Below are 22,460 nucleotides of genomic sequence, written 5' to 3'. Positions count from 1 at the left end.
CGTACTAATCGGTTTTCTTTTCAATGCTGAAGTGAATCTTGTGGAGGCTTCGTGGCGCGACAGGACCGGGCGATCCGTACCCGCAACACCCTGGTCGAGGCGGCGGCGACGGTCTTCGACCAGCGTGGCTACGAGGCCGCCACCATCGGCGAGATCATCTCGACCGCCGGGGTGACCAAGGGGGCGCTGTACTTCCACTTCGCCTCCAAGGAGGAGCTGGCCTTCGCCGTACTTGACGCCCAACTGGCCGATGAGCCGCTGCCCGAACAGCCCCTGAAGCTGCAGCAACTGGTGGACGCCGGAATGGTCCTCGCCCACCGCCTGCGCCACGACCCCCTGGTACGGGCCAGCGTGCGCCTCACGCTCGACCAGGGCGCCAGCGGTCTCGACCGCCGTGGGCCCTTCCTCAACTGGAGCGCCCAGAACCTCCAGATGCTCGTCGAGGCCAGGGACAACGGCGAGTTGCTGCCGCATGTGGTGCTGGAGGACACCGCCGACATGTTCGTCGGCGCGTTCGCCGGGATCCAGGCGATGTCGCAGACCCTCGCCGACCGCGGCGACCTCGGACATCGCACGTCCGTACTGTTCAGCCACGTACTCCCCTGCATCACCGTGCCCGCCGTGCTGGCCTCGCTGGACATGTCCGCGGACCGCGGGGAACGGCTGCTCGCCTCGCTACGGCGCGACGATCCCACCGGCGCACCGGAAGCCGCGCTCCACGGGGACAGCGCCGAGGTGGAGGACACCGTCGCCGCCACGCCGCAGTGACGCCCGCCCGTCGCGCCCCGGAACCCGTCAGGCCCCGGGGCGCAACGGCTGTTCGCGCCAGGCCTGCACGGCGCTGTCCGCGGCCCATGGGCGGGCGGTGTCCCCGGCGTTGTCGGTGGGCCGGTGGCGCGCCTCGCCCCGCCGGATGGCCCCCGTATGACACGGGGGCGTCAGCGCGTCCAGCCAGGTTGCGACACCTCGTTCTCCCTGATGACCACGTCAGGAGCGGGCCCGCCCTTCCAGGTCGGCGCCACCCCGGCTCGGCCGGTTCGGCCCGTACGGCGCCACACCGGCCAGCGGCCGCGCCCCCGCCGGGTTGAGCCGCTCAAGCACCTGCGGGGCGGCCAGCCGCGGCTGCATCACCCGCCAGAAGCGGGTGACGGTCCGCTGGGAGAGCCATTCCGGATTGTCCCGGCCCAGCACCTCGAAACCGATCGTGGCACCCACGATCGCGGTGGCCATGTCCTGCTCGGCCACTCCTTCGGCCAGCGTCCCCTCGGTTCCGGCCAGAGCGAGCAGATGCTGCACGCAACCCTGCCACTCCTGCCGCAGACTCAGCCCGGTGCCCAGCGTGTTCTGGCAGCTCAGCTGGAAGCCGGAGCGCGCCACGACATCGTCGCGCAGCAGCTCGGCGAGCGCGTGCGTGGCGTCCGTCAGCGCCTGAAGCGCGATCTGCCGCCCCCGGTAGACGTCCCGCGCGACCGCGCGCAGCGCGACGGACGCCTCCGCCTCGACGGCCGCCGCGAGCGCCGCCTTGTTCTCGAAGTGGAAGTGCAGTGCCCCCGGGCTCACCCCGGCACTCGCGCTGATGTCGGCCAACCTCGCCTGTACGTAGCCGTGTTGGGCGAAGGTCTCCGCAGCGGCGCGGATCAGTTCCTGGCGGGTTCGGGCCGCGCGTTCCTGCTTTGTCACCGGACGCCCGCCTCGCAGACTCGCTTCTTGCCGGTTGCCGCCGGCTCGGCGGCGGAGCCGGGCGCTGCGAGGACCCGGCACTCAGGCCATGGATGAATCATGGGCATCATCAAACCAACAGCCTGGTTTTTTTCTCTAGGCTGATGTCCGGATTGCCAGGAAATGATCCCGGTAGATCTTTCAGACCCAGACCAGCTCACCCCGGCTCGACCAGGGCGCGGCGTCCTGCGTAGCACCTCCCTCCGCATCGTACCGAGCACCACCAACTCGGGCCCGCGCGCACGGGCTTGAGCTGCCATTACGCCGCCGCGCAGATTCCGGTCAGGACCGGCCGCCCGACGTCCACCGAGTGCGGACGACGGCACCAACGCCCCCATAACCGCTCAGAACTGGCCCGCGATCAGGTACATGGCAGCCCCATAGTCTGTGACAAATCGACACATCGGTTTCGCACCCGTACGGCAGCTGAGCCCGCCGGGCCGCACCGGCCCGGTAGCACCACCGCGGGATGGGCCCGAACCATCGGGCGCACCGCGCGTTCTGTTGCGGAAGGAATTCCACCACCCGCCCGTGCCGGGACGCGCCCACGTCCTTCGGACCTGGTCACCTGCACAACTCACCGAGTTCCCGGCCACGTTGGACCACCCGCGCGGACGGGATATGGCGACTCCGCTGATTTCCTCCTGGGGTCAGCGGTCCACATCGTGATCTGATCGCGGGGTGTGCCGGAACTTCTCGGCGCACCCCGCGATTCGCCTTTTCCGCCTCCTGGATAACGGACCGACATGACTCAGCCGATCAACTCCGCTGCACCGCAGACGCGGGAAATCGTCCTGGACGCCGACGGCGTCTCGCTGTCCGGCCTGCTCATCGAGCCCGCGCACCTGCCGCCACGGGCCGTCGTGGTCGCCGTGCCCGGCGGAGGCATGCGGGCGGGCTACTTCCACGGCCCGGCGCACCCCAGCCTGTCGCTGCTGGCCCTCGGGGCGCAGCTGGGCTTCACAGTGCTGGCCGTCGACCGTCCCGGCTACGGGCTGTCGGCCGGCCAGCTTCCGGAAGGGCAGGGTCTCGCCGAGCAGTCGGCGGCCCTGCACGCCGCCCTGGAGGACTTCGCCCTGGGCCATGAGACCGGTGCGGGGTTCTTCCTCATCGCCCACTCCTACGGCGGCAAGCTGGCGCTGACCGCTGCCGCGGACAAGCGCGGCACCGAGCTGATCGGCTTGGACATCTCCGGAATCAGCCATCGCTACGCGGTGGACGTGGCGCGGCTTCCGGACGGGACCGGACGGCTCAACGGTGTGGCCAACGGGCACCTGAACTGGGGTCCGCTGCGCCTGTACCCGCCGGACACCTTCCGGCTCGCCGAACCGCTGGTGGCTCCCATGCCGGTACGCGAAGCACGGGAGGTCCGGCACTGGCCGGACATGTTCCCCACGGTGGCGGCGCGGCTCCAGGTACCGGTGCGCTTCACCTTCGCCGAGCACGAGCGGTGGTGGCACCACGACGAGGAGACCCTGGCCTCCATGACGGACCTGCTGGCCTCGACGAAGGTGGTCTTCGACCGCCAGGCGGGCGCGGGCCACAACATCAGCCTGGGCTGGGCGGCCCGCTCATACCACCTGCGAGCCCTCGGCTTCCTCGAAGAGTGCCTGATCGCACACCGGTTGGCGCACTGAGCCTCGAACCGCCTGGCGCCGGAGCCCCCTTCGCCGAGTACGTCGTACGGGTTGGCCAGTGCGCAGCGGTCAAGGGTGAGGCAACCGCAGCCGATGCAGTCCGTCAGGTTGTCGAGCGGCTTCGTCATCTGCTCGATCCGCGCGGTCAGATCCTGCCGCCAGTGCTCGGAGACACAGGCCCGGTCCTCCCTGCCGGGGGGTGCGGCCGTCGGGCAGCAGGGAGAGCGCCTCGCGAATGGTGGCCGGCGGAATTCCGACCCACTGGGAGACCCGGATGAAGGCCACCCGGCGCAGTGTGTACCGGGCGTAGCGGCGCTGGTTGCCGCTGGTGCGGCGGCTGTCGATCAGGCCCTGACGCTCATGGAAGCACAAAGCGGAAGCAGGTGCTCCGCTACGCTCCCACAGCTCGCCGATGATCAGTTCCCCGGCCTGCCAGGACACACCGCTCATGAGAACACCCTGGCTGGACCTGAAGTTTGGTTCAGGTCCAGCCAGGGTGCTCATCGGCCGAAGGGCCGACTACCAGTCGCCGCCGCCGAATCCGCCGGAGTCGCCCCCGCCGAAGCCACCCGAGTCCCCGAACCCACCGGAGAAATCGTTCGGGTTGAAGTCGGCACCGGAGAAGTCGCCGCCCTGCGGGCCGCTGTCATAGCCGCCCATCTCGCCGCCGCCGTCATACGCGTAGGCGGGCGTGCTGAGCGCGCTGCCGAGCATGGTGCCGATCAGCAGTCCCGGCAGCAGGCCGCCGCCGAAGTAGCCGCCCGCCCACGGCGCGTAGGCCGGTCCGGCATCCCAGTACGGCTGCGGGCCGTACGCGGTCTGCACATGGCGGGTCATCGGCTCGGCGCCGTCGGCGATCCGGCTGGCATCCGCCGCACACGCCGGAACGCTGCGCACCGCGCCCCCGGCCGGCGCCCATTCCACGTCGCGCACCGAAGGACCGTGCCGCGGGTCGAAGAAGCACGGCACCCGCCGCTCCGGCAGCGGCGCACCACTGCGCCGGGCCGCCAGCGTGGCCAGCGAGAACCGGCCGTCCTCCAGCGCCTCGGTGACCGGCCGCACATCGTCCGGCCTGGTCGCCGCCGTCATCAGCGACTTGGCGCGGTCGTACGCGTCCAGCGCGTGCGTGTAGTCCTGCCGCATCGCGTCCGTGGCGGACGGGTCGGTGGGGGTGAAGTCAAGGCGTTCGAGTTCCTCACCGAAGGCGGTGATGTCCTCGTCCACGACCGTGCGCAGCTGGTCGAGGGCGGCCAGCTCCCGCTCCGCCTTCCGCTTCTTGGCCCGCCGGTACAGCACGTACCCGCCGCCACCGGCGCCCAGCACGATCACACCCGCGGCGATCGCGCCCACGGCCGCACCGGAGCCGCTGGAGCCGCCGGAGTCACCCCAGGAGTCCGGCGCATGGCCCTTGGCCACCTGGTCCGCCTGGTCGACGAAGGTGTTGAGCTCGGCCTTCGGGTCGGCCGCGGAGGACTTGGCGTCGAGGACGATGTTGCCGACCGTGCTGCGGGACATCACCTTGGCGTCGGCCGCGGCGTTGAAGCCCTTGTCGCCCAGGTGCACCGCGTACACGCCGGTGATGCCGACCTTGGTGCGCAGCAGCCGCAGCAGCGTCGCACGCGGGTACTCCGGCGCGTCCGGCAGCACGGCGACGAACACCGGCTTGCCCGCGTCCTTGATCTTCTTTTCCAGCGCCGCGGCGTCCGACGACGACAGCTGGGCCGAGGCGCGCGGGTCCACGTAGACCGGGCTCTTCTTCAGCGCGTCGGCCACGGTGTCCAGGCTTCCGGCCGCGTGCGCCGATGGGGCCGCCAGTGCCAGTACGGCGAGCAGCATGGCCGGGAGCAGCGCGAGCACCCCCCGGCGTGCTCTGTTCAGGGACGTGCCCACGAATAGCCTCCGAGTTCCTGCTGACGTTCCTGCGATCGATCATCCGAGATCAATCGATCACCCAAGAGTACGTAAAGACAGGACGCAACGGCACGCACGCCGGTTGACACACGGACCTAATCGTTATGCGCCGTAGGACGCTCCTCGACCGGCCGGGCACTGGCCGTGTCACCGGGCGCGGACCGGATCGTGCGCTGTGCGGGCGCGTCCTGCGAGTTCTGGGGCGCGGCGGGCTCACCGGCGGCGCCCTCCTTGAAGTCCTCCTTGAGCGCCCTCGTCTCGCTCTTGAGGATCCGCAGCGACTTGCCGAGCGACCGGGCGGTATCGGGCAGCCGCTTCGCTCCGAACAGCAGGAACACCACAACGACGACGACGATCAGGTGCCAGGGTTCCAAACCGTTGCGCAGCATCGGCGCCCCACCTCTTTCTCTGGTTTCCCTTGGTTGGTCCGGGCCCGCACGTCCCTCATTGCAGTATTCCCGAAAGCCGTCGGCAACAGGGCGCGGCCTCCCGTAAATACGTGCGCACCCCGACGGCCACTCACGTACTCTGCGCGGTGTGCTGGTCCGACTTATGCGGGCTTACCTCAGGCCCTATACCAAACCCATAGCGCTGATCGTGCTTCTCCAGCTGGTCCAAACGCTGGCGACGCTGTACCTGCCGACGCTCAACGCCGACATCATCGACAAGGGCGTCGTCAAAGGTGATACCGGTTACATTTTCCGCACCGGCGGCTTCATGGTCGCCGTCACCCTGCTCCAGATCGTCTGCGCGATCGGGGCGGTCTACTTCGGCGCTCACACCTCCATGGCCCTCGGCCGGGACGTACGGGGCGCGGTGTTCGACCGGGTGCAGTCCTTCTCGGCCCGCGAGCTGGGCCGGTTCGGGGCGCCCTCGCTGATCACCCGGACCACCAACGACGTCCAGCAGGTCCAGATGCTGACCCTGATGACGTTCACCCTGATGGTGTCGGCGCCGATCATGTGCGTCGGCGGCATCCTGATGGCGCTCAACCAGGACGTACCGCTGTCCGCCCTGCTCCTGGTCATCGTTCCGGTGCTGGGCGTCATCGTCGCACTCCTGGTACGCCGCCTGCGGCCGCTGTTCCGGCGGATGCAGGAGCGGATCGACACCGTCAACCGCATCCTGCGCGAGCAGATCACCGGCATCCGGGTGATCCGCGCCTTCGTCCGCGACACCCATGAGCGGCAGCGGTTCAAGGCGGCGAACGACGAACTGCTGGACGTCTCGATCCGCTCCGGCCGTCTGATGTCGATGATGTTCCCGCTGGTCATGCTGGTCGTGAACGCCGCCAGCGTGGCCGTGCTGTGGTTCGGCGGGCACCGGATCGACAGCGGCGGCATGCAGCTGGGCGCGCTGACCGCCTTCCTCAGCTATCTGATGCAGATCCTGATGAGCGTCATGATGGCCACCTTCATGTTCATGATGATCCCGCGCGCCGAGGTGTGCGCGGAGCGCATCCACGAGGTGCTCGCCACCGAGACCAGCGTGGTGCCGCCGGTGACGCCCATCTCCTCGGTCACCCGGCACGGCCAACTCGAACTGCGCGGTGTGGAGTTCCGCTACCCCGGTGCCGAGGAGCCGGTACTCAAGGACATCGACCTCATCGCGCTGCCCGGCGAGACCACCGCCATCATCGGCTCCACCGGAAGCGGCAAGTCCACGCTGCTCGGCCTGGTGCCCCGGCTGTTCGACGCGACCGCCGGTTCGGTGCTGGTGGACGGCGAGGACGTCCGCGAGCTGGACCCGGTCACGATGGCCGAGCTGATCAGCCTCGTACCGCAGAAGCCGTACCTGTTCACCGGTACGGTCGCCTCCAACCTGCGCTACGGCAAGCCCGACGCGACCGACGAGGAGCTGTGGCGCGCGCTGGAGATCGCGCAGGCCCGCGACTTCGTCGAAGCCATGCCGGAGGGCCTGGACGCGCCCATCGCCCAGGGCGGCGGCAATGTCTCCGGCGGCCAGCGGCAACGGCTGGCCATCGCCAGGGCGTTGGTCCGGCAGCCCGAGATCTACCTCTTCGACGACACCTTCTCCGCCCTGGACTACGCCACCGACGCACGGCTGCGGGCCGCGCTCGCCCGCGAGACCAGGGACGCCACCGTGGTCATCGTCGCGCAGCGGGTCAGCACCATCCGCGACGCCGACCGCATCGTCGTCCTCGACGAGGGCCGGGTCGTCGGCACCGGCACCCACGCCGAGCTGATGGACGGCAACGAGACCTATCGGGAGATCGTGCTCTCCCAGCTCACCGAGCAGGAGGCGGCGTGAGCGACGCACACCCGGCCGCTCGGCCGCAGACGACCACGAAAGCCGCACCTGCGCGCCGCGTGGGCGGAGAAGCGAACAAGGAGGCAGGGTGAGTACCCCCGCTCCCCGTAGGGGACCAGCCCCGGCCGCGGGACCGGCGCGTTGGATGGGTGCCCAACCCACCGAGAAGTCCATGGACTTCAAGGGGTCGGGCAAACGTCTCCTCGGCACACTGCGCCCCGAGCGCGGCATCATCACGGTCACGCTGGTGCTCGCCGTCATCAGCGTCGGGCTGTCCGTCGTCGGCCCCAAGATCCTCGGCCAGGCCACCGACCTGATCTTCGCGGGCGTCATCGGACGTCAGCTGCCCCCCGGCACCACCCAGGCACAGGCCGTCGAGGCCATGCGCGCCCACGGCCAGGGCAAGATCGCCGACATCGTCGCCTCGATGCACGACGTGCGCCCCGGCCACGGCATCGACTTCGGCGCGGTCGGCGCCGTCCTGCTCTGGGTGCTGCTGATCTACGTGGCCGCCGCGCTGTGCGGCTTCGTCCAGGCCCGGATCGCCACCCGCGTGGTCCAGCGGTCCGTCTACCGACTGCGCGAGCAGGTCGAGGAGAAGCTCGGCCGACTGCCGCTGAGCTACTTCGACAAGCAGGCGCGCGGTGAGGTGCTCTCCCGGGCCACCAACGACATCGACAACATCGCGCAAACGTTTCAGCAGACACTCAGCCAGATCATGGCCTCGCTGCTGACCATCGTCGGTGTGCTGGCGGTGATGTTCTGGATCTCCTGGCTGCTGGCCCTGGTCGCGCTGCTGACCGTGCCGCTGTCCGTCTTCGTCGCCACCCGCGTCGGCAAGCGCGCCCAGCCGCAGTTCGTCGCGCAGTGGAAGTCAACCGGCAAGCTGAACGCCCACATCGAGGAGATGTACACCGGCCACTCGGTGGTGAAGGTCTTCGGGCGCCAGCGGGAGTCCGCCGAGACGTTCAAGGAGCACAACGACGCGCTGTTCGAGGCGGGTTTCAAGGCCCAGTTCATCTCCGGAACCATTCAGCCCGCGATGATGTTCATCGGCAACCTGCAGTACGTGCTGATCGCCGTCATCGGCGGTCTGCGGGTCGCCTCCGGCGCGCTGTCCATCGGCGACGTCCAGGCCTTCGTGCAGTACTCGCGGCAGTTCAGCCAGCCGCTCACCCAGGTCGCCAGCATGGCCAACCTGGTGCAGTCCGGTGTCGCCTCCGCCGAGCGGGTCTTCGAACTCCTCGACGCCACGGAGCAGGACGCCGACCCGGCCGAGCCGCTGAGGCCCGCGCGGGTCACCGGCAAGGTGGAGTTCGAGGGCGTCCACTTCCAGTACGACCCGGAGAAGCCGCTCATCCAGAACCTCTCGCTCTCGGTGAGCCCCGGGCACACGGTGGCGATCGTCGGACCGACCGGCGCGGGCAAGACCACACTGGTCAATCTGCTGATGCGGTTCTACGAGGTCACCGGCGGCCGGATCACCCTGGACGGGGTGGACATCGCCGGGATGTCCCGCGAGGAACTGCGCGGCAACATCGGCATGGTCCTCCAGGACACCTGGCTGTTCGGCGGCACCATCGCCGACAACATCGCGTACGGATGCGAGGGCGCCTCGCGCGACAAGATCATCGAGGCGGCCAAGGCCACCCACGTCGACCGCTTCGTCCGCACGCTGCCCGACGGATACGACACCGTCCTCGACGACGAGGGCACCAACGTCTCCGCGGGCGAGAAGCAGTTGATCACCATCGCGCGCGCGTTCCTTGCCGAGCCCGCGATCCTCGTCCTGGACGAGGCGACCAGTTCGGTCGACACCCGCACCGAGGTGCTGATCCAGCACGCCATGGCCCAACTCCGTTCCGGCCGCACGAGTTTCGTCATCGCCCACCGCCTCTCCACCATCCGCGACGCGGATGTGATCCTGGTGATGGAGTCCGGCCAGATCGTCGAACAGGGCACCCACGACGAACTCCTGGCAGCCGACGGCGCGTATGCCCGCCTGTACGCGGCCCAGTTCGCCGAACCGGTAGCAGAAGCCGCCGAACCGGCCTGACCCAGCTGGGGCCGGGGCCAAGCCCCGGCCCCACAACACGCCGCCAGGGGGCGCAGCCCCCGGCAGGGGCTCCTGCTGGCGGCAGCCGGATCTTCCTCCCGCCGCGACGGCATGCACCTCTGCGGCGCAGCCCGGCGGCACCAACCCCCGCATCCAGCGGCACGCAAAGCCCAAAACCCACAGCGGCGTGCAGGGGGCGCAGCCACCGCGAGGGTTCGGAGCGCAGCCCCGCAGGCCCCCCACAGCGCAAGCAGCCAGACCTCTTAACCGCCGCAACGGCGAACACCCCCAGGGCGCAGCCCGGCGGCACCAAAGCACCGCAACCCACGAGCACGCAAGAGCGCAAGCAGCAGGGCACAGGGGGGCGCAGCCCCCGCCATGCCTCCCGCCCGCGGCAGCCGGATCTCCTCCCCGCCGCAACGGCGAACACCCCCACGGCGCAGCCCGGCGGGGCCAAACCACCGCAACCCACCGGCACGCAAAGCACAAACAGCAGGGCACAGGGGGGCGCAGCCCCCGCCATGCCTCCCGCCCGCGGCAGCCGGATCTCCTCCCCGCCGCAACGGCGAACACCCCCACGGCGCAGCCCGGCGGGCACCAAACCCACCGCAACCACCGGCGCACAAGGCGCAAACCCCCACAGCGGGGCGCAGCCCCCGAGGAGAGGACCGCCCACGCGCGCTAGCGTGACAGACATGCCCGGCACCCCCTTCGCCCTCCTGACCTGCCCGCTCTGCGGGCAAAGCCTCACCCCGCGCGGGGGCGCCCTACAGTGCGCCACCACGCACAGCTTCGACGTAGCCCGCCAGGGCTACGTCAACCTCCTCCCGGGCGGAGCCCACACCGGAACCGCCGACACCGCCGAAATGGTCCGGGCCCGAGCCGACTTCCTGGCCGCCGGGCACTACGCCCCACTGGCCGACGCCGTGGCGGAAGCCGCCAAGGCCCTCGCACCGGACGTAGTCCTGGACGCCGGAACCGGCACCGGCTACTACCTCGCGGCCGTCCTCGACGCGCTCCCGTCCGCCATCGGCCTGGGCCTCGACCTGTCGAAGTACGCCCTGCGCCGCGCCGCCCGCGCACATCCGAGAGCGGCCGCGGCGGTGTGGGACGTCTGGCAGCCGCTGCCCGTGCGATCCGCCGCCGCCGATCTCGTGCTCAACGTCTTCGCCCCGCGCAACGCTCCCGAGTTCGCCCGGGTACTGCGCCCCGACGGCGCCCTGCTGGTCGTCACCCCGGCCCCCGACCACCTCGCCGAACTCCGCGAGCAGGCAGGCCTGCTGGAGGTCGACGCGGCCAAGGAGGAACGCCTGGACCGCACACTGTCCGGCCACTTCCGCCCCGAGCACACCGAGACGTTGCGATACCCCCTCACCCTCACCGCGACCGAGGCGACCGACGCCGCCGCGATGGGCCCGTCAGCACACCACGCCCCGCGCCGCATCGAAGGCGAGCAACGGGTGACCGCCTCGTTCCGCGTCTCCGTCTACCGGCGAGGCTGACCCTCGCGCCCCGCTCACGTCCCCGCCTCGAATCCCAGCAGTCCAACCTCCCGAGACCGCACGGCCAGCCGCCCGCCCCCGGGTCGCTGACCGGCCCGCAGCCAGGGCCGGGAGCCGCCGGACGACGGCGGCCCGCCCGGCCGCCGCGGCCTGCGCGACCGTGCCGTCGGCGTCAGCGCGTAGCACGCGAAGCCCAGCACCAGCGCCGTGAAGTGCCCGAGGTCGGTGAACGTCCGCCCATTGACCACCGACCAGCCGAAGAAGCCGGTCACCAGCACCACGTACCCCCACCGCCATGGTCTGGGCACCAGGTACGCCAGGATCCCGATGACGCCCGCGAGGCCGTAGCTCACCCCGATGTCCACCGTGTGCGCCATGGACTTCGGCAGCCGCTCGTACTGGATCCCGAGCCGCACCGCCTGCTGGCTGACCAGGGTGGCGCCGACATGGGCGATCCCGACCGCCAGCAGCCAACGCCAGGTGCCGAGCCAGCGTTCCGCGGGCGCGTGGATCAGCTCGAAGAACACCCCGTAGATCAGGAATCCGGAGGGCGACTCGATCCACAGCGCGCTCACGAAGAGCACTCGGATGGGATGGTCGCGCAACTGAACCAGATTGGAGCTGTTGTGATGCAGCAGGAAGTTCCGTACGCCGGGTGACACCACCGCGATCACTCCGCTGGTGACCGCGAGCACCAGCAGCCAGATGTGCGTACCGGGCGAATGCCCCACCCAGTCCCCGACGGCGCGCGCGCCGACGCGGGCCGCCTGCCGCGGTGTGACGCGGCGGCCTTTGCGGGACTCGTGGTCGGATGCGGTCACTCTCCACATGATGACGGCATTCTCTGTGCCGCCGCAGTGAGCCGGACACAGCCGCGGAAGCCCTGAGAAATCCCTGGCGCGCCGGAGGTTGTAGGATGACCGGGCAACCCCTCAACCATCGGCCCCAGCCACCCCCGGAGGACGCCGTGTCGCCAGAGCTGCGCGCCGCCGACCGCCGCTCCCTCGTCGACACCGTCGTCGACCAGCTGAGGACCCAGCTCACCGAACGCACCTGGCGGGTCGGCGACCGCATCCCCACCGAGCACGAGCTCGCCGAACAGCTGGGCGTCGGCCGCAACACCGTGCGCGAAGCGGTCCGCGTCCTCGTGCACGCCGGACTGCTGGAGTCCCGCCAGGGCCAGGGCACCTTCGTACGGTCCACGGCCGACCCCGCGGCCGTACTGCGCGGCATGAAGCAGGCGAACGTACGGGACGTACTGGAACTGCGCATCGCGCTGGAGACCGAGGCCGCCCGCCTCGCCGCCGTCCGCCGCACACCGGACGACCTGCGCCGCATGCGCGCCGGACTGCGCGCGCTGCATCAGCACGGCCCGCAGCCCGAGGGGGCCATACAGGCCGACGACGACGTCGACTTCCACATGGCAGTGGTCGCGGCGGCGCACAACACGGCCCTGTCCGAGGTCTACGACTACTTCAGCTCCTCCGTACGCGAAGCGCTGGTCGCCTCGCTCGGCCAGGACGGCATGCCGCGGATCGACCTCGACACGCACACCGCGCTCGTCGACGCCATCGAGTCCGGCGACCCGCAGACCGCGGAAAGCGCCGCCCGGGACTTGCTGATGTCCCCGCTACGCGCCGTGGACGCCCTCCTTCCGCCCGGAACGGAGCACAAGCGAGGAGAACACCTCACGTAAGAGGCGAGCACCTCACGTAAGGAGAACGCCTGCCGCAAGACGAGGACCTTCCGCCAGGAGACGAAAGGACGCAGCACTTGCCCCGCCCCGCCCCCGACCAACTGCTCGTCGACGCCGAACCCGACCTCCGTCCCACCCCCTCAGGCGTCGCCGCGCGCCGCGCGCTCCTCGCACATCCGGTCGTCCTCCTGGTCGGCATCGTGCTCGCCTCGCTCAACATGCGCGCCGCGCTCGCCAGCATGTCCCCGCTGGTCAGCGAGGTCAGCGCACACTTCGGACTGTCGTCCACCGCGAGCAGCCTGGTCACCTCGGTACCCGTGCTCTTCCTCGGCCTGGGCGGCATCATCGCGCCCGGCCTGGCCCGGCGCTTCGGCACCGAACTGGTGCTGTTCTGCGCGCTGGTGCTGCTCGGGATCGGCATCGTCGTGCGGGTCTTGCCCTCCGTCGTCGCGCTCTACGGCGGCGGCCTGCTCGCCGGTACCGCGATAGCCCTGCTCAACGTCCTTATGCCGGGCCTGATCAAGCGCGACTTCCCCGACCGCGCCGCCGCCATGACCTCGGTCTACACCGGCGCGATGATCGCCGGTGCCACCCTCGCGGCCGCCACCTCCGTCCCGTTGGAGAAGGCGTTCGGCGGCAGTTGGCAGGCCTCCCTGGCCACCTGGTCGCTGCTCGCGGGTGTCGCCGCCCTCGCCTGGCTGCCGCAGGTCGTCATCGCCCGCGGCCGAACCGGCCACGAGACCAAGGCGGTTCCGGCGGGCGGTTCCGGCAAGAGCGTCTGGCGCAGCGCGCTCGCCTGGCAGGTCACCCTCTTCATGGCACTGCAGTCGCTGTGGACGTATGTCCTGATCGCCTGGCTGCCGACGATCCTCACCGACCACGGAATGAGCCGTTCCACGGCCGGGGTCGTCTTCGCCTTCAACACCTTCGTCCAACTCGCGGGCGCCTTCGCTGTACCGCTGCTCGCGGGCCGGATGAGCAGCCAGCGCCTGCTGGTCGTCATGGTCACCGTCCTGGTCGGCGGAGGGTACGCGGGACTGCTGGTAGCGCCGGTCGCCTACGCCTGGCTGTGGGCGGCGCTGATCGGCGTCGGCCAGGGCGGCGGCATCGGCCTCGCCCTCACCCTGATCGTGCTGCGCGCGGGCGACGCCCACACCGCCGCCCGCCTCTCCGGCATGTCGCAGACCGTCGGCTACCTGGTGGCCGCCGCGGGACCGTTCGCGGCAGGCGCGCTCTACCAGGCGACCCACGGCTGGACGGTCCCGATCACCGCCATGCTGGGCGTCTGCTCCATAGCCCTCCTGGTCGGCTTGGCGGCGGCCAGGCGCAGCACGGTCTGAGGCGTCGCGCCGCGCACGGGCTAGGCGGGACGCCCGCGCGCGGCACCGAGCCGCAACCGCCCGCCCAGCGTGCCCACGCCCAAGTACTCCTCGACGTGCTCGCGCGGCGAGCAGCGTGCCAGCGGATCCAACCCGACCAGTAACACCACCGGCCCGCCGTCACCGACGAACGCCGACCACCGCTCACCCACCTCCACCTGCACCCGGTGCACACAGCCGTCGAGCCGCACCTCGGCCCGCACCTGTCCGACCAGCGTCACCCGCACCCCCGTATCGGGCAGCCGGGTACGCGGCGGTACCAGCCCCAACGCATGGGCCAGCCCGGCCAACTCCCGCTCGACAGCCCCCGCATCGGGGTGCGCGAGCAGCAGAAAGGCCACCGGCCCGGCACTGGTGCGCTCCAACCAGGCCCAGGACGCGAGCGAGTTGACGAACGCGGGCGTGGGCGTCGCCATCACACCCCCTCCCGCAACAGCACCCACACCTGCTTGCCGCCGCCCGCCGTCGGCGACACCCCCCACAAGTTGGCGGTGTTGGCGACGATAAACATCCCCCGACCACTCTCCGCGAACCAGTCCACCTCCTCGATCACCACCGGCAGCTCGCCGGACTGATCGCCGACGGCTGCCCGTACCCCCTCCGGCATGTTCTCCAGAACGAGTTCGCACTCCGGCGGGTTCACATGGCGGTGCACATTGGCCAATATCTCCGTCACACACATCGCGGCCGCATCGACGAGCCCCGACCGCCCCCACAGCCGAAGGTGGGCGCCGACGATCCGCCGTACGTCACCGAACTGGGCGGGTTCCGCGCGAAGTTGAAGTCGGCAGAACCCCGACGTCGTCACGATGGGTGGAGATTCCAGCGTCATACCTTCCACGTTCCCGGCCCGAAGCTAACCTGACCAGGCATAAGCGGATCGCACACAAAAGTGTGCGTTCCGTGACTGTTGGCTGTGGTGAAGGCGTGACCGTGGGGAGGCGTGAGGTGGCGACGAAGGACGAGGGCTCCGACAGCATGCGCATGTTCGGAGCGGTCAGCAAGGCCCTGCGGGCAGCGGCCGGGGTCTCACAGGAGGCACTCGGGGAGCACGTCGGGTACTCGAAGTCGCTGGTGCAGGGCGTTGAGAGCGGCACGCGCATGCCGAGCCAGCGGTACGTGGAACTGGCGGATCCGTTCCTGAACGCGAACGGGACGCTGCTGTCCGCCGCCGCGCACCTGTCGCGGCAGCGGTTTCCGTCGTGGTTCGAGGATTTCGTGAGCGTGGAGAAGACCGCACGCAGCCTGTGGACGTACTGCACGAACGTGTTGCACGGATTGGTACAGACAGAGGAGTACGCAGACGCAGTCCTGAGTGCGTACTGCCCAGCCCTGGAAGAGGACGAGATCGCGGAACGTCTCCAAGCACGGTTGGAACGCCAGAGCTTGCTGACCCGCAAACCGATCTGCGATCTGTCCATCATCACCGAGGAGTCGGTCCTCCTTCGTCCCCTAGGCGGAAAGTCGGTCCAAAAGCGCCAGTTGGAGCACCTGCTAAAGCTGGCCGAGCTACGCCACGTCTCCATCCAGGTCATGCCGTTGATGTACGAGTCGCATGCCGGATTCGACGGTCCACTGACGCTGCTGGAGACACCCGAACACCGGTGGCTTGGCTACGCGGAAGGCCAGAATCGAGGTTTCATGTTCGACGATCCGGAAGAGGTCAGCGCTCTACACCAGCGCTATAGCATGATCCGTAGCCAAGCCCTCACTCCGAGGGACTCTCGGGTGTTGATCGAGAAGCTGGTAGGGGAGCTATGAGCGCCGATCTCACGTGGTTCAAGAGCAGTCACAGCGGCGCCGAGGGTGGCGCGTGCATCGAAGTCGCCTTGGACTGGCGGAAGTCCAGCTACAGCGGCAGCCAGGGCGGCGAGTGCATAGAGGTCGCCATGGAGTGGCGGAAGTCCAGCCATAGCGGCGACGCAGGCGGCGAGTGCATAGAGGTCGCCACCTCGCCCCGCACCATCCACGTCCGGGACTCCAAGGACCCGCAGGGTCCCGCCCTCGCCTTCACGCCGGAGGCGTGGACGTCCTTCCTCGCGGCGGCGCCGCAAATGGGGTGATTCCCGGCGCCCCGCGCCGGGTAGGCATACGGACGTGCCCGTACTCGTAGGCACGTCCGGCTGGCAGTACCGGGACTGGCGCGGTGTCCTCTACCCGGCAGGGTGCCCGCAACGCCTGTGGCTGGAGGAGTACGCGAGGCACTTCATCACCGTGGAGAACAACGGTGCCTTCTACCGCCTGCCGACGGCCGAAACCTTCGCCGAGTGGCGCGACCGAACGCCCGACGGCTTCGTCATGGCCGTCAAGGCCAGCCGCTACCTGACGCACATCAAGCGGCTGCGGGAGCCGCAGGAGCCGGTACAGCGGCTGATGTCGCACGCGGGAGCGTTGGGGCCGCGCCTCGGCCCGATCCTGCTCCAGTTGCCGCCCACCCTTCCGCTGGACGCGGAGACGCTGGCGTCGCTGGACGCGTGCCTGGCCGCCTTTCCGGCCAGCACGCGCGTGGCGGTCGAACCGCGCCACGAGTCATGGTGGACGGAAGACGTCCGGGCACTGCTGGAGCGCCGGAGCGCCGCCCTGTGCTGGGCTGACTGGCGGGCGCGGCCCGGGTCACCGTTGTGGCGCACCGCCGACTGGGGATACGTACGCTTCCACGTCGGCATCGCCAACCCGTGGCCGCGCTACGGCCGCCAGGCGCTGACCACTTGGGCGCGCCGGATCACCGACACCTGGCCGGAAGAGGCCGATGTGTACGCGTACTTCAACAACGACCCGGGCGGCGCGGCCGTCCGCGACGCGGAAACCTTCATTCGCGTCCTAGTGGCCCGCCACCGTCAGGCCTATCAGCCCGATGGCCAGCAGCAGGGCCACGATCAGGATGCGGCCGTCGACCGTGCGAAGGCCTGACGGCCGCCGGGAACCGGTCACGGGAAACAGCTGCGAGTCGTCGCCCGTGTGATGGTGGTGCCCACCGAGCCCGCCGCCGTGGTGGTGCCCGCCGAACCCGCCGCCGTGGTGGCCGCCACCGCTTCCGCCGTCGTGCATGTCGCTCTCCCCGCTCCTGGTCGTCCTAGGGCAGGGCACCTTCCCGCGTTCCGACCGTTCACACCTGGGCGACACCCCTATCCCGGGTCGCCGAGGCCACGATCGCATCGAGGCGGCCGTGGTGGGCGCCGTGCCAGTAGACCTGCCCGCAGGCCAGGCACCGTACGAACGCGTCGTACGTACGCCGCGTCCCCGGCTGGAGCAGATGCTCGACCTCGTCCTTGCTGACCGGCACCACCTCGCCGTTGCAGGCCATGCAGCGGGTCCAGGGCGCCAGCCGCGGGGCGAACCGGTCGAGGACATCGGCGAGTTGGGCATCGGGCCGCGAGCCGCGCACGAACGCCCCGCACCACAGGCTTCTACGGAACAGCAATCCGCGATCCTGCGTGAGCAGCACCCTGCGCTCGCCGTTGGCCTGAGTGATCAGGGCATCGTCGTCCATGTCGTTGCGGTACGCGGTGTCCAGCCCCACCAGCCGCAACCGCCGCGCCAGCGCACCCAGATGAACGTCCAGTACGAACCGCACCGTCCCCTTCGCCACCTCCTGCGGCCGTCGCACCGCGCGCACCCGGACCAGCTCTCCCCCGCGCGGCCGGTACGAGTCCGCTACCGCCCGGCCGTCCACGTCGAGCCCACCGACCTCGGTCAGCGGCAGACCGAGGGACTGGACGATGTGCCCGAGCGACGACGTACCGTCGACCGCCGCCCGCAGCCCCGACGGCTCGGTCGCCGCCGTCCGGTTCCGCACCGCCAGGAAGAACCGCAGGCCGTCCGGGACGACCACGCGCAGCTCCGCTCCACTCACCCTTTCAGGCTGCCACGGCGCAGCCCGGCGACGCCAAACCCTCCGCAACCCGCCAGGATCCGCCCGAAGGGCTAGATCTCATCCCAGGCGACGGAGTCGTACAACTCCGTCAACGCCCGCATCCGCTCGCTGTCCACCGGAAGGTCCCCCTCATCGATCCGGCCGACCGCGACGATGCCCCTGGCGTTGCTGACGAACGCCCCGTCGTACGAGCCGACTTCGCCGAGCCGTACCGTCGCCCGCCGCGAAGGCGTCCCGCGCTCGGCGAGCGCACGCTCGATCAGCCGCATGGTGATCCCGTGCAGCATCGGCGCGTCCGGCCAGACCACGGTGGGCCCGGCGAAGAACCCGATGTTGGCGATCGCGCCCTCCGCCACCACCTCGTCCGGCCCGGTGAGCAGCGCATGGTCGAATCCCTCGCGCTGCGCCTGCCGCTCGTGGTGCGTCTGCCCGAAGCCGCCGAGGTGCTTGATGTGGGCGACCGGCCGCAGATACGGCACCGAGCGCAGCCGCTGCGGCGCCGTCGGGTCATCGGCTGGCGGCTTCACCGTGACCAGCACGGACGGCGGCTGTCCCGCCTCTGACTGGAAGGCGTAGACCCGTACCGAAGCGTCCGGGATGTCGTCGCCGAGTGCATGCCGTACCAGCTCCCGCACCCGGCCGCCGTCCAGCCCGGCCCCGAACAGCTCCCGCGAGGCTTCGTCCAGCCTTCGCAGATGCAGCTCCAGGCCCCTCGTCCGCCGGCCGCGCACCTGCATGGCCGTGAAGTGGCCGTACGGGAACCCGGCCAGGAAGCCCAACTCCTCGACGGTGGCCGGGTGTCCGTCGATCTCGATCCGTGAGGTGGTCGGCGAGGTCTTCACGCCCGTCAGGGTATGCCTTACTCCTCGCCCGCCAGCGTCAGCGACCGCAGCCTGCGGCCCGCGAACCAGGTCGCCACCAGCGTCACACCGACCAGCAGGACCACCGCCAGCGGCAGCCCCACGTCGGAGGAGACCGCGCCGCCGTCGGCAACCTTGGACGCCAGCGCCAGCGCCCACTGCTGAACGCTCAGGGCACGGGCGCCCGGCACCAGGTTGCCTATCAGCGACTCCCACACCAGGGCGTAGACCAGACCGGCCACCACCGCGTGCCGTGTGACGACCCCGAGGAGCAGGAATATCGCGCTGTACGCGATCGAGGCGACCGCCGCCGCGACCGCGAAGCCGACAGCGAGGTGCTGGCTGTTGCCGTCGAGGATCAGGCCCGCCGCGAACGTCGGTATGGCGGCGAAGCCGACCGAGACCAGCATGGCGACAAGGAGTTTGGTGAGGATGATCGTCGGCCGCTTCACCGGCTTGGCCAGCAGATAGGCGATCGAGCCGTCGTCGATCTCCGGGCCGATCGCGCCGGTACCGGCGATCACGCCGATCAGCGGGACCATCGTGGCCAGCGCGAACCCGGACAGCACCTCGCGGGCGGTGGAGTCATCGGCGCCGGTCAGCATCCGCACCGCGACGGAGATGACGATCAGCAGCAGGGGCAACGCGAAGAGGATCATCGCGCGGCGCCTGCCGAGCAGCGCCCGGTAGGTCAACCGGGCGACGGTCGGGTGGTACACCGTGGACATGTCGTTCGCTCCCTATGCCGCTACGAGGTAGGAGAAGACGCTTTCCAGCGACTCGTCGGAGGGCGACACCTCGTAGAGCCGGATGCCGTGCTCGCGGGCGACGCGCGGCAGCAGTTCGGTGAAGCGCGCGAAGTCGACGGCCTGGATGCGCAGCGCGCTGCGGCCTGCCTCCACACCGAGTTCGAGCCCCGTCGTGCTGCCGTCGGCGATCAGCGCCGCGGCCAGGGCGCGATCGTCGCTGGACCGCACCAGATAGCGGTGCGGACGGTCGGTCATCAGTCGGCGGATCTTGCGGAAGTCACCGGACGCCGCATGCCGCCCGGCCACGATCACCTCGATGTGGTGGGCGAGCTGCTCGACCTCCTCCAGGATGTGCGAGGAGAACAGCACGGTCCGACCGTCGGCGCCCATCTGTCGCAGCAGGTCCATCAGTTGGAGCCGCTGCCGTGGGTCCATCCCGTTGAACGGCTCGTCCAGCAGCAGCACGGACGGCTCATGGACCAGGGCGGAGGCCATCTTGACCCGCTGCCGCATGCCCTTGCTGTAGGTGTCGATACGGCGGCCCTGCGCGTACTCCATCTCCACCGTGGCCAGCGCCTTGCGCGCCGCGGCCCCCGGATCGGGCAGACCGTGCAACTCGGCGTTGGCCAGCACGAATTCGGCACCGGTGAGGAAGTCGTACATCGACTCGCGCTCGGGCACGATGCCGATGTGGCGGTACGCCTGCTCGTTGCGCCAGATGGTCTGCCCGTCGAGCGTGACACTGCCCGTCGACGGGGCGAGGAAGCCGCCCATCATGTTGATCAGCGTGGACTTTCCGGCGCCGTTGGGGCCCAGCAGCCCGGTCACACCGGGGCCGATCGTCATCGTGACGTCGTTGACGGCGACGACGTTCCCGAACCAGCGCGAGACATTGTCGATCGTGACGGTGGTCATCCCAGCCCGACCTTTCGGTAGCGGCGCATCAGTAGGGCGAACGAGCCGGCTATCAGGCCGAGCACAACGAGCAGATAGAGCGTTCCGGCAACGGCGTTGGGCGGGCCGTAGTTGCCCACGAACGCGGAGCGCGCACCCAGCCACCAGGTCTGCACCCCGTCGATCAGGGTCACCGGGGAGAACAGGCCCAGCCAGCCGATCGCGGCGTGGTCGCCCTGCTGGTAGGCGACGCCCTGCACGCTCGTCACCGCGCCATACGAGATGGTGAACGCCGCGATCACCGCCGCCACCCCGAAGCCACGGCGCGGGGTGAGCGCGGCCAGCACCAGCCCGATGCCGCCGAACAGCAGCGACAGCAGCGCCGCGGCCAGCAGGCCCTTGCCGAAGCCCGCGGTCTGCGTGGCGAAGTCGAGCTTCGCCAGCAGCGCGCCCGCGTAGAGGATCACCAGCGGCGCGGCGGTGAGGATGAACAGGGCCGCGGCCATCGCCCCGTACTTCGCTATGACGTAGTCGATGCGTTCCATGGGCCGTGAGAAGTAGAGGGAAACCGTCTTGAACCGCAGGTCGCGGGAGACGGACTGGGGCGCCTGGGCGGCGAGGAACAGACCGATGACCGCCTGGAGGTACAGCGCGTACCGCGTGTACTCCAGCGGGAGCTTGGTCATGTGGGTGTAGACGGTGACCGCGTCGATGATGCCCGCGGGCAGGCACATCACCGCGAACAGGATCATCGGCAGGACCTTGGACTTCGCCGACCTGCCGAGCCCGTACGCGCCGCGCAGACTCTGGGTGAACAGCGAGCGGCGGATGTACGAGCGGTCCAGGCGGGTGCCGTCGTAGTGCCGGTAACCGATGTCGTGGATACGGGAGTTGTCGGCGGGAGCGGTCGCTGCCGCCACTGCTGCGGTCGGCTCAGGCGGCATCGCGGCTGCCTCCTTCCTTGTCCTGGTTGCTCTTGAAGATCTCGGCGATGCGGTGGCGGCGCTGTTCCATCCGGATCAGGCCGAGGCCCAGCGCGGCGACCGCGTCCCGGACGGTGTCGTACGTCGACTCGTCGGCTATGTCGACGAGCAGGAGATGGCCGTCGGCGTGCACGGTCAGCCCGGCGACGGTGAACGCGTCGAGCGCGGCGCGGGTCCCGTCCGGGTGCTGGTCGGTGTCCGTGACCTCGACCGCGAGCGAGGCCGTGGCCTGCGTGAAGTCCGTTGTGGAGGAGGCGCGCAGCAGCTTCCCGCCGTCGATGACGACGATCTGGTCGCTGGTGCGCTCCAACTCGCCCAGCAGATGGGAGGTGACGAGGACCGAGATTCCGAAGTCGATGTGTACCCGGCGGATCAGGGCGAGCATCTCGTCCCGGCCGACCGGGTCAAGGCCGTTGGTCGGCTCGTCGAGCAGCACCAGCTTCGGGTCGTGGACCAGCGCCTGGGCGAGCTTCACCCGCTGCTTCATGCCCGTCGAGTAGCCGCCGATCGGCCGGTACCGCTCCTCGTACAGGCCGACGTGGCGCAGCGTGTCGGCGGTGCGCTCGCGGGCGGCCGTGGCCGGGAGCCCTGCCATCCGGGCCATGTGTACGACGAACTCGGTCGCCGACACATCGGGCGGCAGGCAGTCGTGCTCCGGCATGTAGCCGACGAGCGCCCTGATCCTCGGGCCCTCGGTGGCCACGTCGAGGCCGAGCACCGCGGCGGTGCCCTCGGTCGCCGGGGACAGCCCGAGCAGGATCTTGATCAGGGTGGATTTACCGGCCCCGTTGGCGCCCACCAGCCCGGTCACACCCGGCTGGATGCCCACGGTCAGCCGGTCCAGCGCGGTCACCCGCGGGTACCGCTTGGTCAGGCTCTCGGTCTCGATCACAGTCACGATTCGACGGTAGGGGCAGCTACCGACATCC

22 protein-coding genes and 1 pseudogene are annotated in these 22,460 nt (G+C 70.0%); 10 read left to right on the top strand and 13 right to left on the bottom strand.

Going from position 1 to position 22,460, the window contains the following annotated elements; genetic code table 11:
- Positions 1–51 precede the first annotated feature (51 nt).
- A complete protein-coding gene (locus P2L57_RS23100; protein WP_275817586.1) occupies positions 52–768 on the top strand; it encodes a ScbR family autoregulator-binding transcription factor in 717 nt (238 codons plus the stop codon).
- A gap of 219 nt (positions 769–987) precedes the next feature.
- On the opposite strand, the gene P2L57_RS23095 is transcribed toward P2L57_RS23100, so the two are convergent.
- Positions 988–1,680 (bottom strand): ScbR family autoregulator-binding transcription factor, encoded by a 693-nt coding sequence (locus tag P2L57_RS23095; protein ID WP_275817584.1) that lies wholly within the window; start codon positions 1,678–1,680, stop codon positions 988–990.
- 785 nt (positions 1,681–2,465) lie between these two features.
- On the opposite strand from P2L57_RS23095, the gene P2L57_RS23090 reads away from it, so the two are divergent.
- On the top strand, positions 2,466–3,356 hold the full coding sequence (locus P2L57_RS23090) for an alpha/beta hydrolase (RefSeq protein WP_275817581.1): 891 nt from the start codon (positions 2,466–2,468) through the stop codon (positions 3,354–3,356).
- An 11-nt stretch (positions 3,357–3,367) separates the two neighbouring features.
- Here P2L57_RS23090 and soxR read toward each other — a convergent pair.
- The 3 genes and pseudogenes from soxR to tatA form a co-directional block, all read right to left on the bottom strand.
- A pseudogene (soxR, locus tag P2L57_RS23085) lies at positions 3,368–3,806 on the bottom strand (redox-sensitive transcriptional activator SoxR); the annotation flags it as partial.
- A gap of 69 nt (positions 3,807–3,875) precedes the next feature.
- On the bottom strand, positions 3,876–5,192 hold the full coding sequence (locus P2L57_RS23080) for a hypothetical protein (RefSeq protein ID WP_275817804.1): 1,317 nt from the start codon (positions 5,190–5,192) through the stop codon (positions 3,876–3,878).
- A 170-nt stretch (positions 5,193–5,362) separates the two neighbouring features.
- Positions 5,363–5,656, bottom strand: coding sequence for a Sec-independent protein translocase subunit TatA (gene tatA, locus P2L57_RS23075; RefSeq protein ID WP_275817579.1), 294 nt, complete (start codon positions 5,654–5,656; stop codon positions 5,363–5,365).
- 148 nt (positions 5,657–5,804) lie between these two features.
- On the opposite strand from tatA, the gene P2L57_RS23070 reads away from it, so the two are divergent.
- From P2L57_RS23070 to P2L57_RS23060, 3 genes are all read left to right on the top strand, one after another.
- The gene (locus P2L57_RS23070) at positions 5,805–7,538 is read left to right on the top strand and encodes an ABC transporter ATP-binding protein (protein WP_275817577.1); all 1,734 of its coding nucleotides are present in this window, start codon (positions 5,805–5,807) and stop codon (positions 7,536–7,538) included.
- Positions 7,539–7,683: 145 nt separating this feature from the next.
- The gene (locus tag P2L57_RS23065; protein ID WP_275817575.1) at positions 7,684–9,594 is read left to right on the top strand and encodes an ABC transporter ATP-binding protein; all 1,911 of its coding nucleotides are present in this window, start codon (positions 7,684–7,686) and stop codon (positions 9,592–9,594) included.
- A 695-nt stretch (positions 9,595–10,289) separates the two neighbouring features.
- Positions 10,290–11,096 (top strand): putative RNA methyltransferase, encoded by an 807-nt coding sequence (locus P2L57_RS23060; RefSeq protein WP_275817573.1) that lies wholly within the window; start codon positions 10,290–10,292, stop codon positions 11,094–11,096.
- 14 nt (positions 11,097–11,110) lie between these two features.
- Here P2L57_RS23060 and P2L57_RS23055 read toward each other — a convergent pair whose 3' ends face one another.
- Positions 11,111–11,917 (bottom strand): rhomboid-like protein, encoded by an 807-nt coding sequence (locus P2L57_RS23055; protein WP_275817571.1) that lies wholly within the window; start codon positions 11,915–11,917, stop codon positions 11,111–11,113.
- Positions 11,918–12,012: 95 nt separating this feature from the next.
- Here P2L57_RS23055 and P2L57_RS23050 point away from each other — a divergent pair, with 95 nt between their 5' ends.
- A complete protein-coding gene (locus P2L57_RS23050) occupies positions 12,013–12,792 on the top strand; it encodes a FadR/GntR family transcriptional regulator (RefSeq protein ID WP_275817569.1) in 780 nt (259 codons plus the stop codon).
- A gap of 77 nt (positions 12,793–12,869) precedes the next feature.
- Positions 12,870–14,132 (top strand): CynX/NimT family MFS transporter, encoded by a 1,263-nt coding sequence (locus P2L57_RS23045; protein ID WP_275817567.1) that lies wholly within the window; start codon positions 12,870–12,872, stop codon positions 14,130–14,132.
- 20 nt (positions 14,133–14,152) lie between these two features.
- Here the strand turns inward: P2L57_RS23045 and P2L57_RS23040 are convergent, their stop codons facing one another.
- Together P2L57_RS23040 and P2L57_RS23035 are read right to left on the bottom strand one after the other, a co-directional pair.
- Positions 14,153–14,587: a hypothetical protein gene (locus P2L57_RS23040; protein WP_275817565.1), complete on the bottom strand. Its 435-nt coding sequence runs from the start codon at positions 14,585–14,587 to the stop codon at positions 14,153–14,155.
- On the bottom strand, positions 14,587–15,003 hold the full coding sequence (locus tag P2L57_RS23035; RefSeq protein ID WP_275817563.1) for an ATP-binding protein: 417 nt from the start codon (positions 15,001–15,003) through the stop codon (positions 14,587–14,589). Before P2L57_RS23035 ends, P2L57_RS23040 begins: the two co-directional genes overlap by 1 nt.
- 116 nt (positions 15,004–15,119) lie before the next feature.
- Here P2L57_RS23035 and P2L57_RS23030 point away from each other — a divergent pair, with 116 nt between their 5' ends.
- Genes P2L57_RS23030 through P2L57_RS23020 form a run of 3 tightly spaced genes read left to right on the top strand, consistent with a single transcriptional unit; the run spans position 15,120 to position 17,081 of the window.
- Positions 15,120–15,932, top strand: a complete 813-nt coding sequence (locus tag P2L57_RS23030) for a helix-turn-helix domain-containing protein (RefSeq protein WP_275817561.1) — start codon at positions 15,120–15,122, stop codon at positions 15,930–15,932.
- Complete coding sequence (locus P2L57_RS23025; RefSeq protein ID WP_275817559.1) at positions 15,929–16,234, top strand: DUF397 domain-containing protein; 306 nt, start codon at positions 15,929–15,931, stop codon at positions 16,232–16,234. Before P2L57_RS23030 ends, P2L57_RS23025 begins: the two co-directional genes overlap by 4 nt.
- A 34-nt stretch (positions 16,235–16,268) precedes the next feature.
- On the top strand, positions 16,269–17,081 hold the full coding sequence (locus P2L57_RS23020) for a DUF72 domain-containing protein (RefSeq protein WP_275817557.1): 813 nt from the start codon (positions 16,269–16,271) through the stop codon (positions 17,079–17,081).
- Between the two features lie 196 nt (positions 17,082–17,277).
- Here the strand turns inward: P2L57_RS23020 and P2L57_RS23015 are convergent, their stop codons facing one another.
- From P2L57_RS23015 to P2L57_RS22990, 6 genes are all read right to left on the bottom strand, one after another.
- Positions 17,278–18,024, bottom strand: coding sequence for a Mut7-C RNAse domain-containing protein (locus tag P2L57_RS23015; protein WP_275817555.1), 747 nt, complete (start codon positions 18,022–18,024; stop codon positions 17,278–17,280).
- Positions 18,025–18,095: 71 nt separating this feature from the next.
- The gene (locus P2L57_RS23010; protein WP_275817553.1) at positions 18,096–18,887 is read right to left on the bottom strand and encodes an aminotransferase class IV family protein; all 792 of its coding nucleotides are present in this window, start codon (positions 18,885–18,887) and stop codon (positions 18,096–18,098) included.
- A 17-nt stretch (positions 18,888–18,904) separates the two neighbouring features.
- Entirely contained in the window at positions 18,905–19,633 is a 729-nt protein-coding gene (locus P2L57_RS23005) for an ABC transporter permease (protein WP_275817551.1), read from the bottom strand.
- Between the two features lie 12 nt (positions 19,634–19,645).
- Positions 19,646–20,569 carry an ABC transporter ATP-binding protein gene (locus P2L57_RS23000; RefSeq protein ID WP_275817549.1) on the bottom strand — a complete coding sequence of 308 codons (924 nt, stop codon included), beginning with the start codon at positions 20,567–20,569 and terminating at the stop codon, positions 19,646–19,648.
- Positions 20,566–21,492 carry an ABC transporter permease subunit gene (locus P2L57_RS22995; RefSeq protein ID WP_275817547.1) on the bottom strand — a complete coding sequence of 309 codons (927 nt, stop codon included), beginning with the start codon at positions 21,490–21,492 and terminating at the stop codon, positions 20,566–20,568. Before P2L57_RS22995 ends, P2L57_RS23000 begins: the two co-directional genes overlap by 4 nt.
- Positions 21,482–22,429, bottom strand: coding sequence for an ABC transporter ATP-binding protein (locus P2L57_RS22990; protein WP_275817545.1), 948 nt, complete (start codon positions 22,427–22,429; stop codon positions 21,482–21,484). The genes P2L57_RS22995 and P2L57_RS22990 overlap by 11 nt, the downstream gene beginning before the upstream one ends.
- Positions 22,430–22,460: the final 31 nt, after the last annotated feature.

Source organism: Streptantibioticus ferralitis, from assembly GCF_029223525.1.
GTDB classification, from domain to species: domain Bacteria; phylum Actinomycetota; class Actinomycetes; order Streptomycetales; family Streptomycetaceae; genus Streptantibioticus_A; species Streptantibioticus_A ferralitis.
This window is presented reverse-complemented; position numbering and strand designations above follow the sequence as displayed.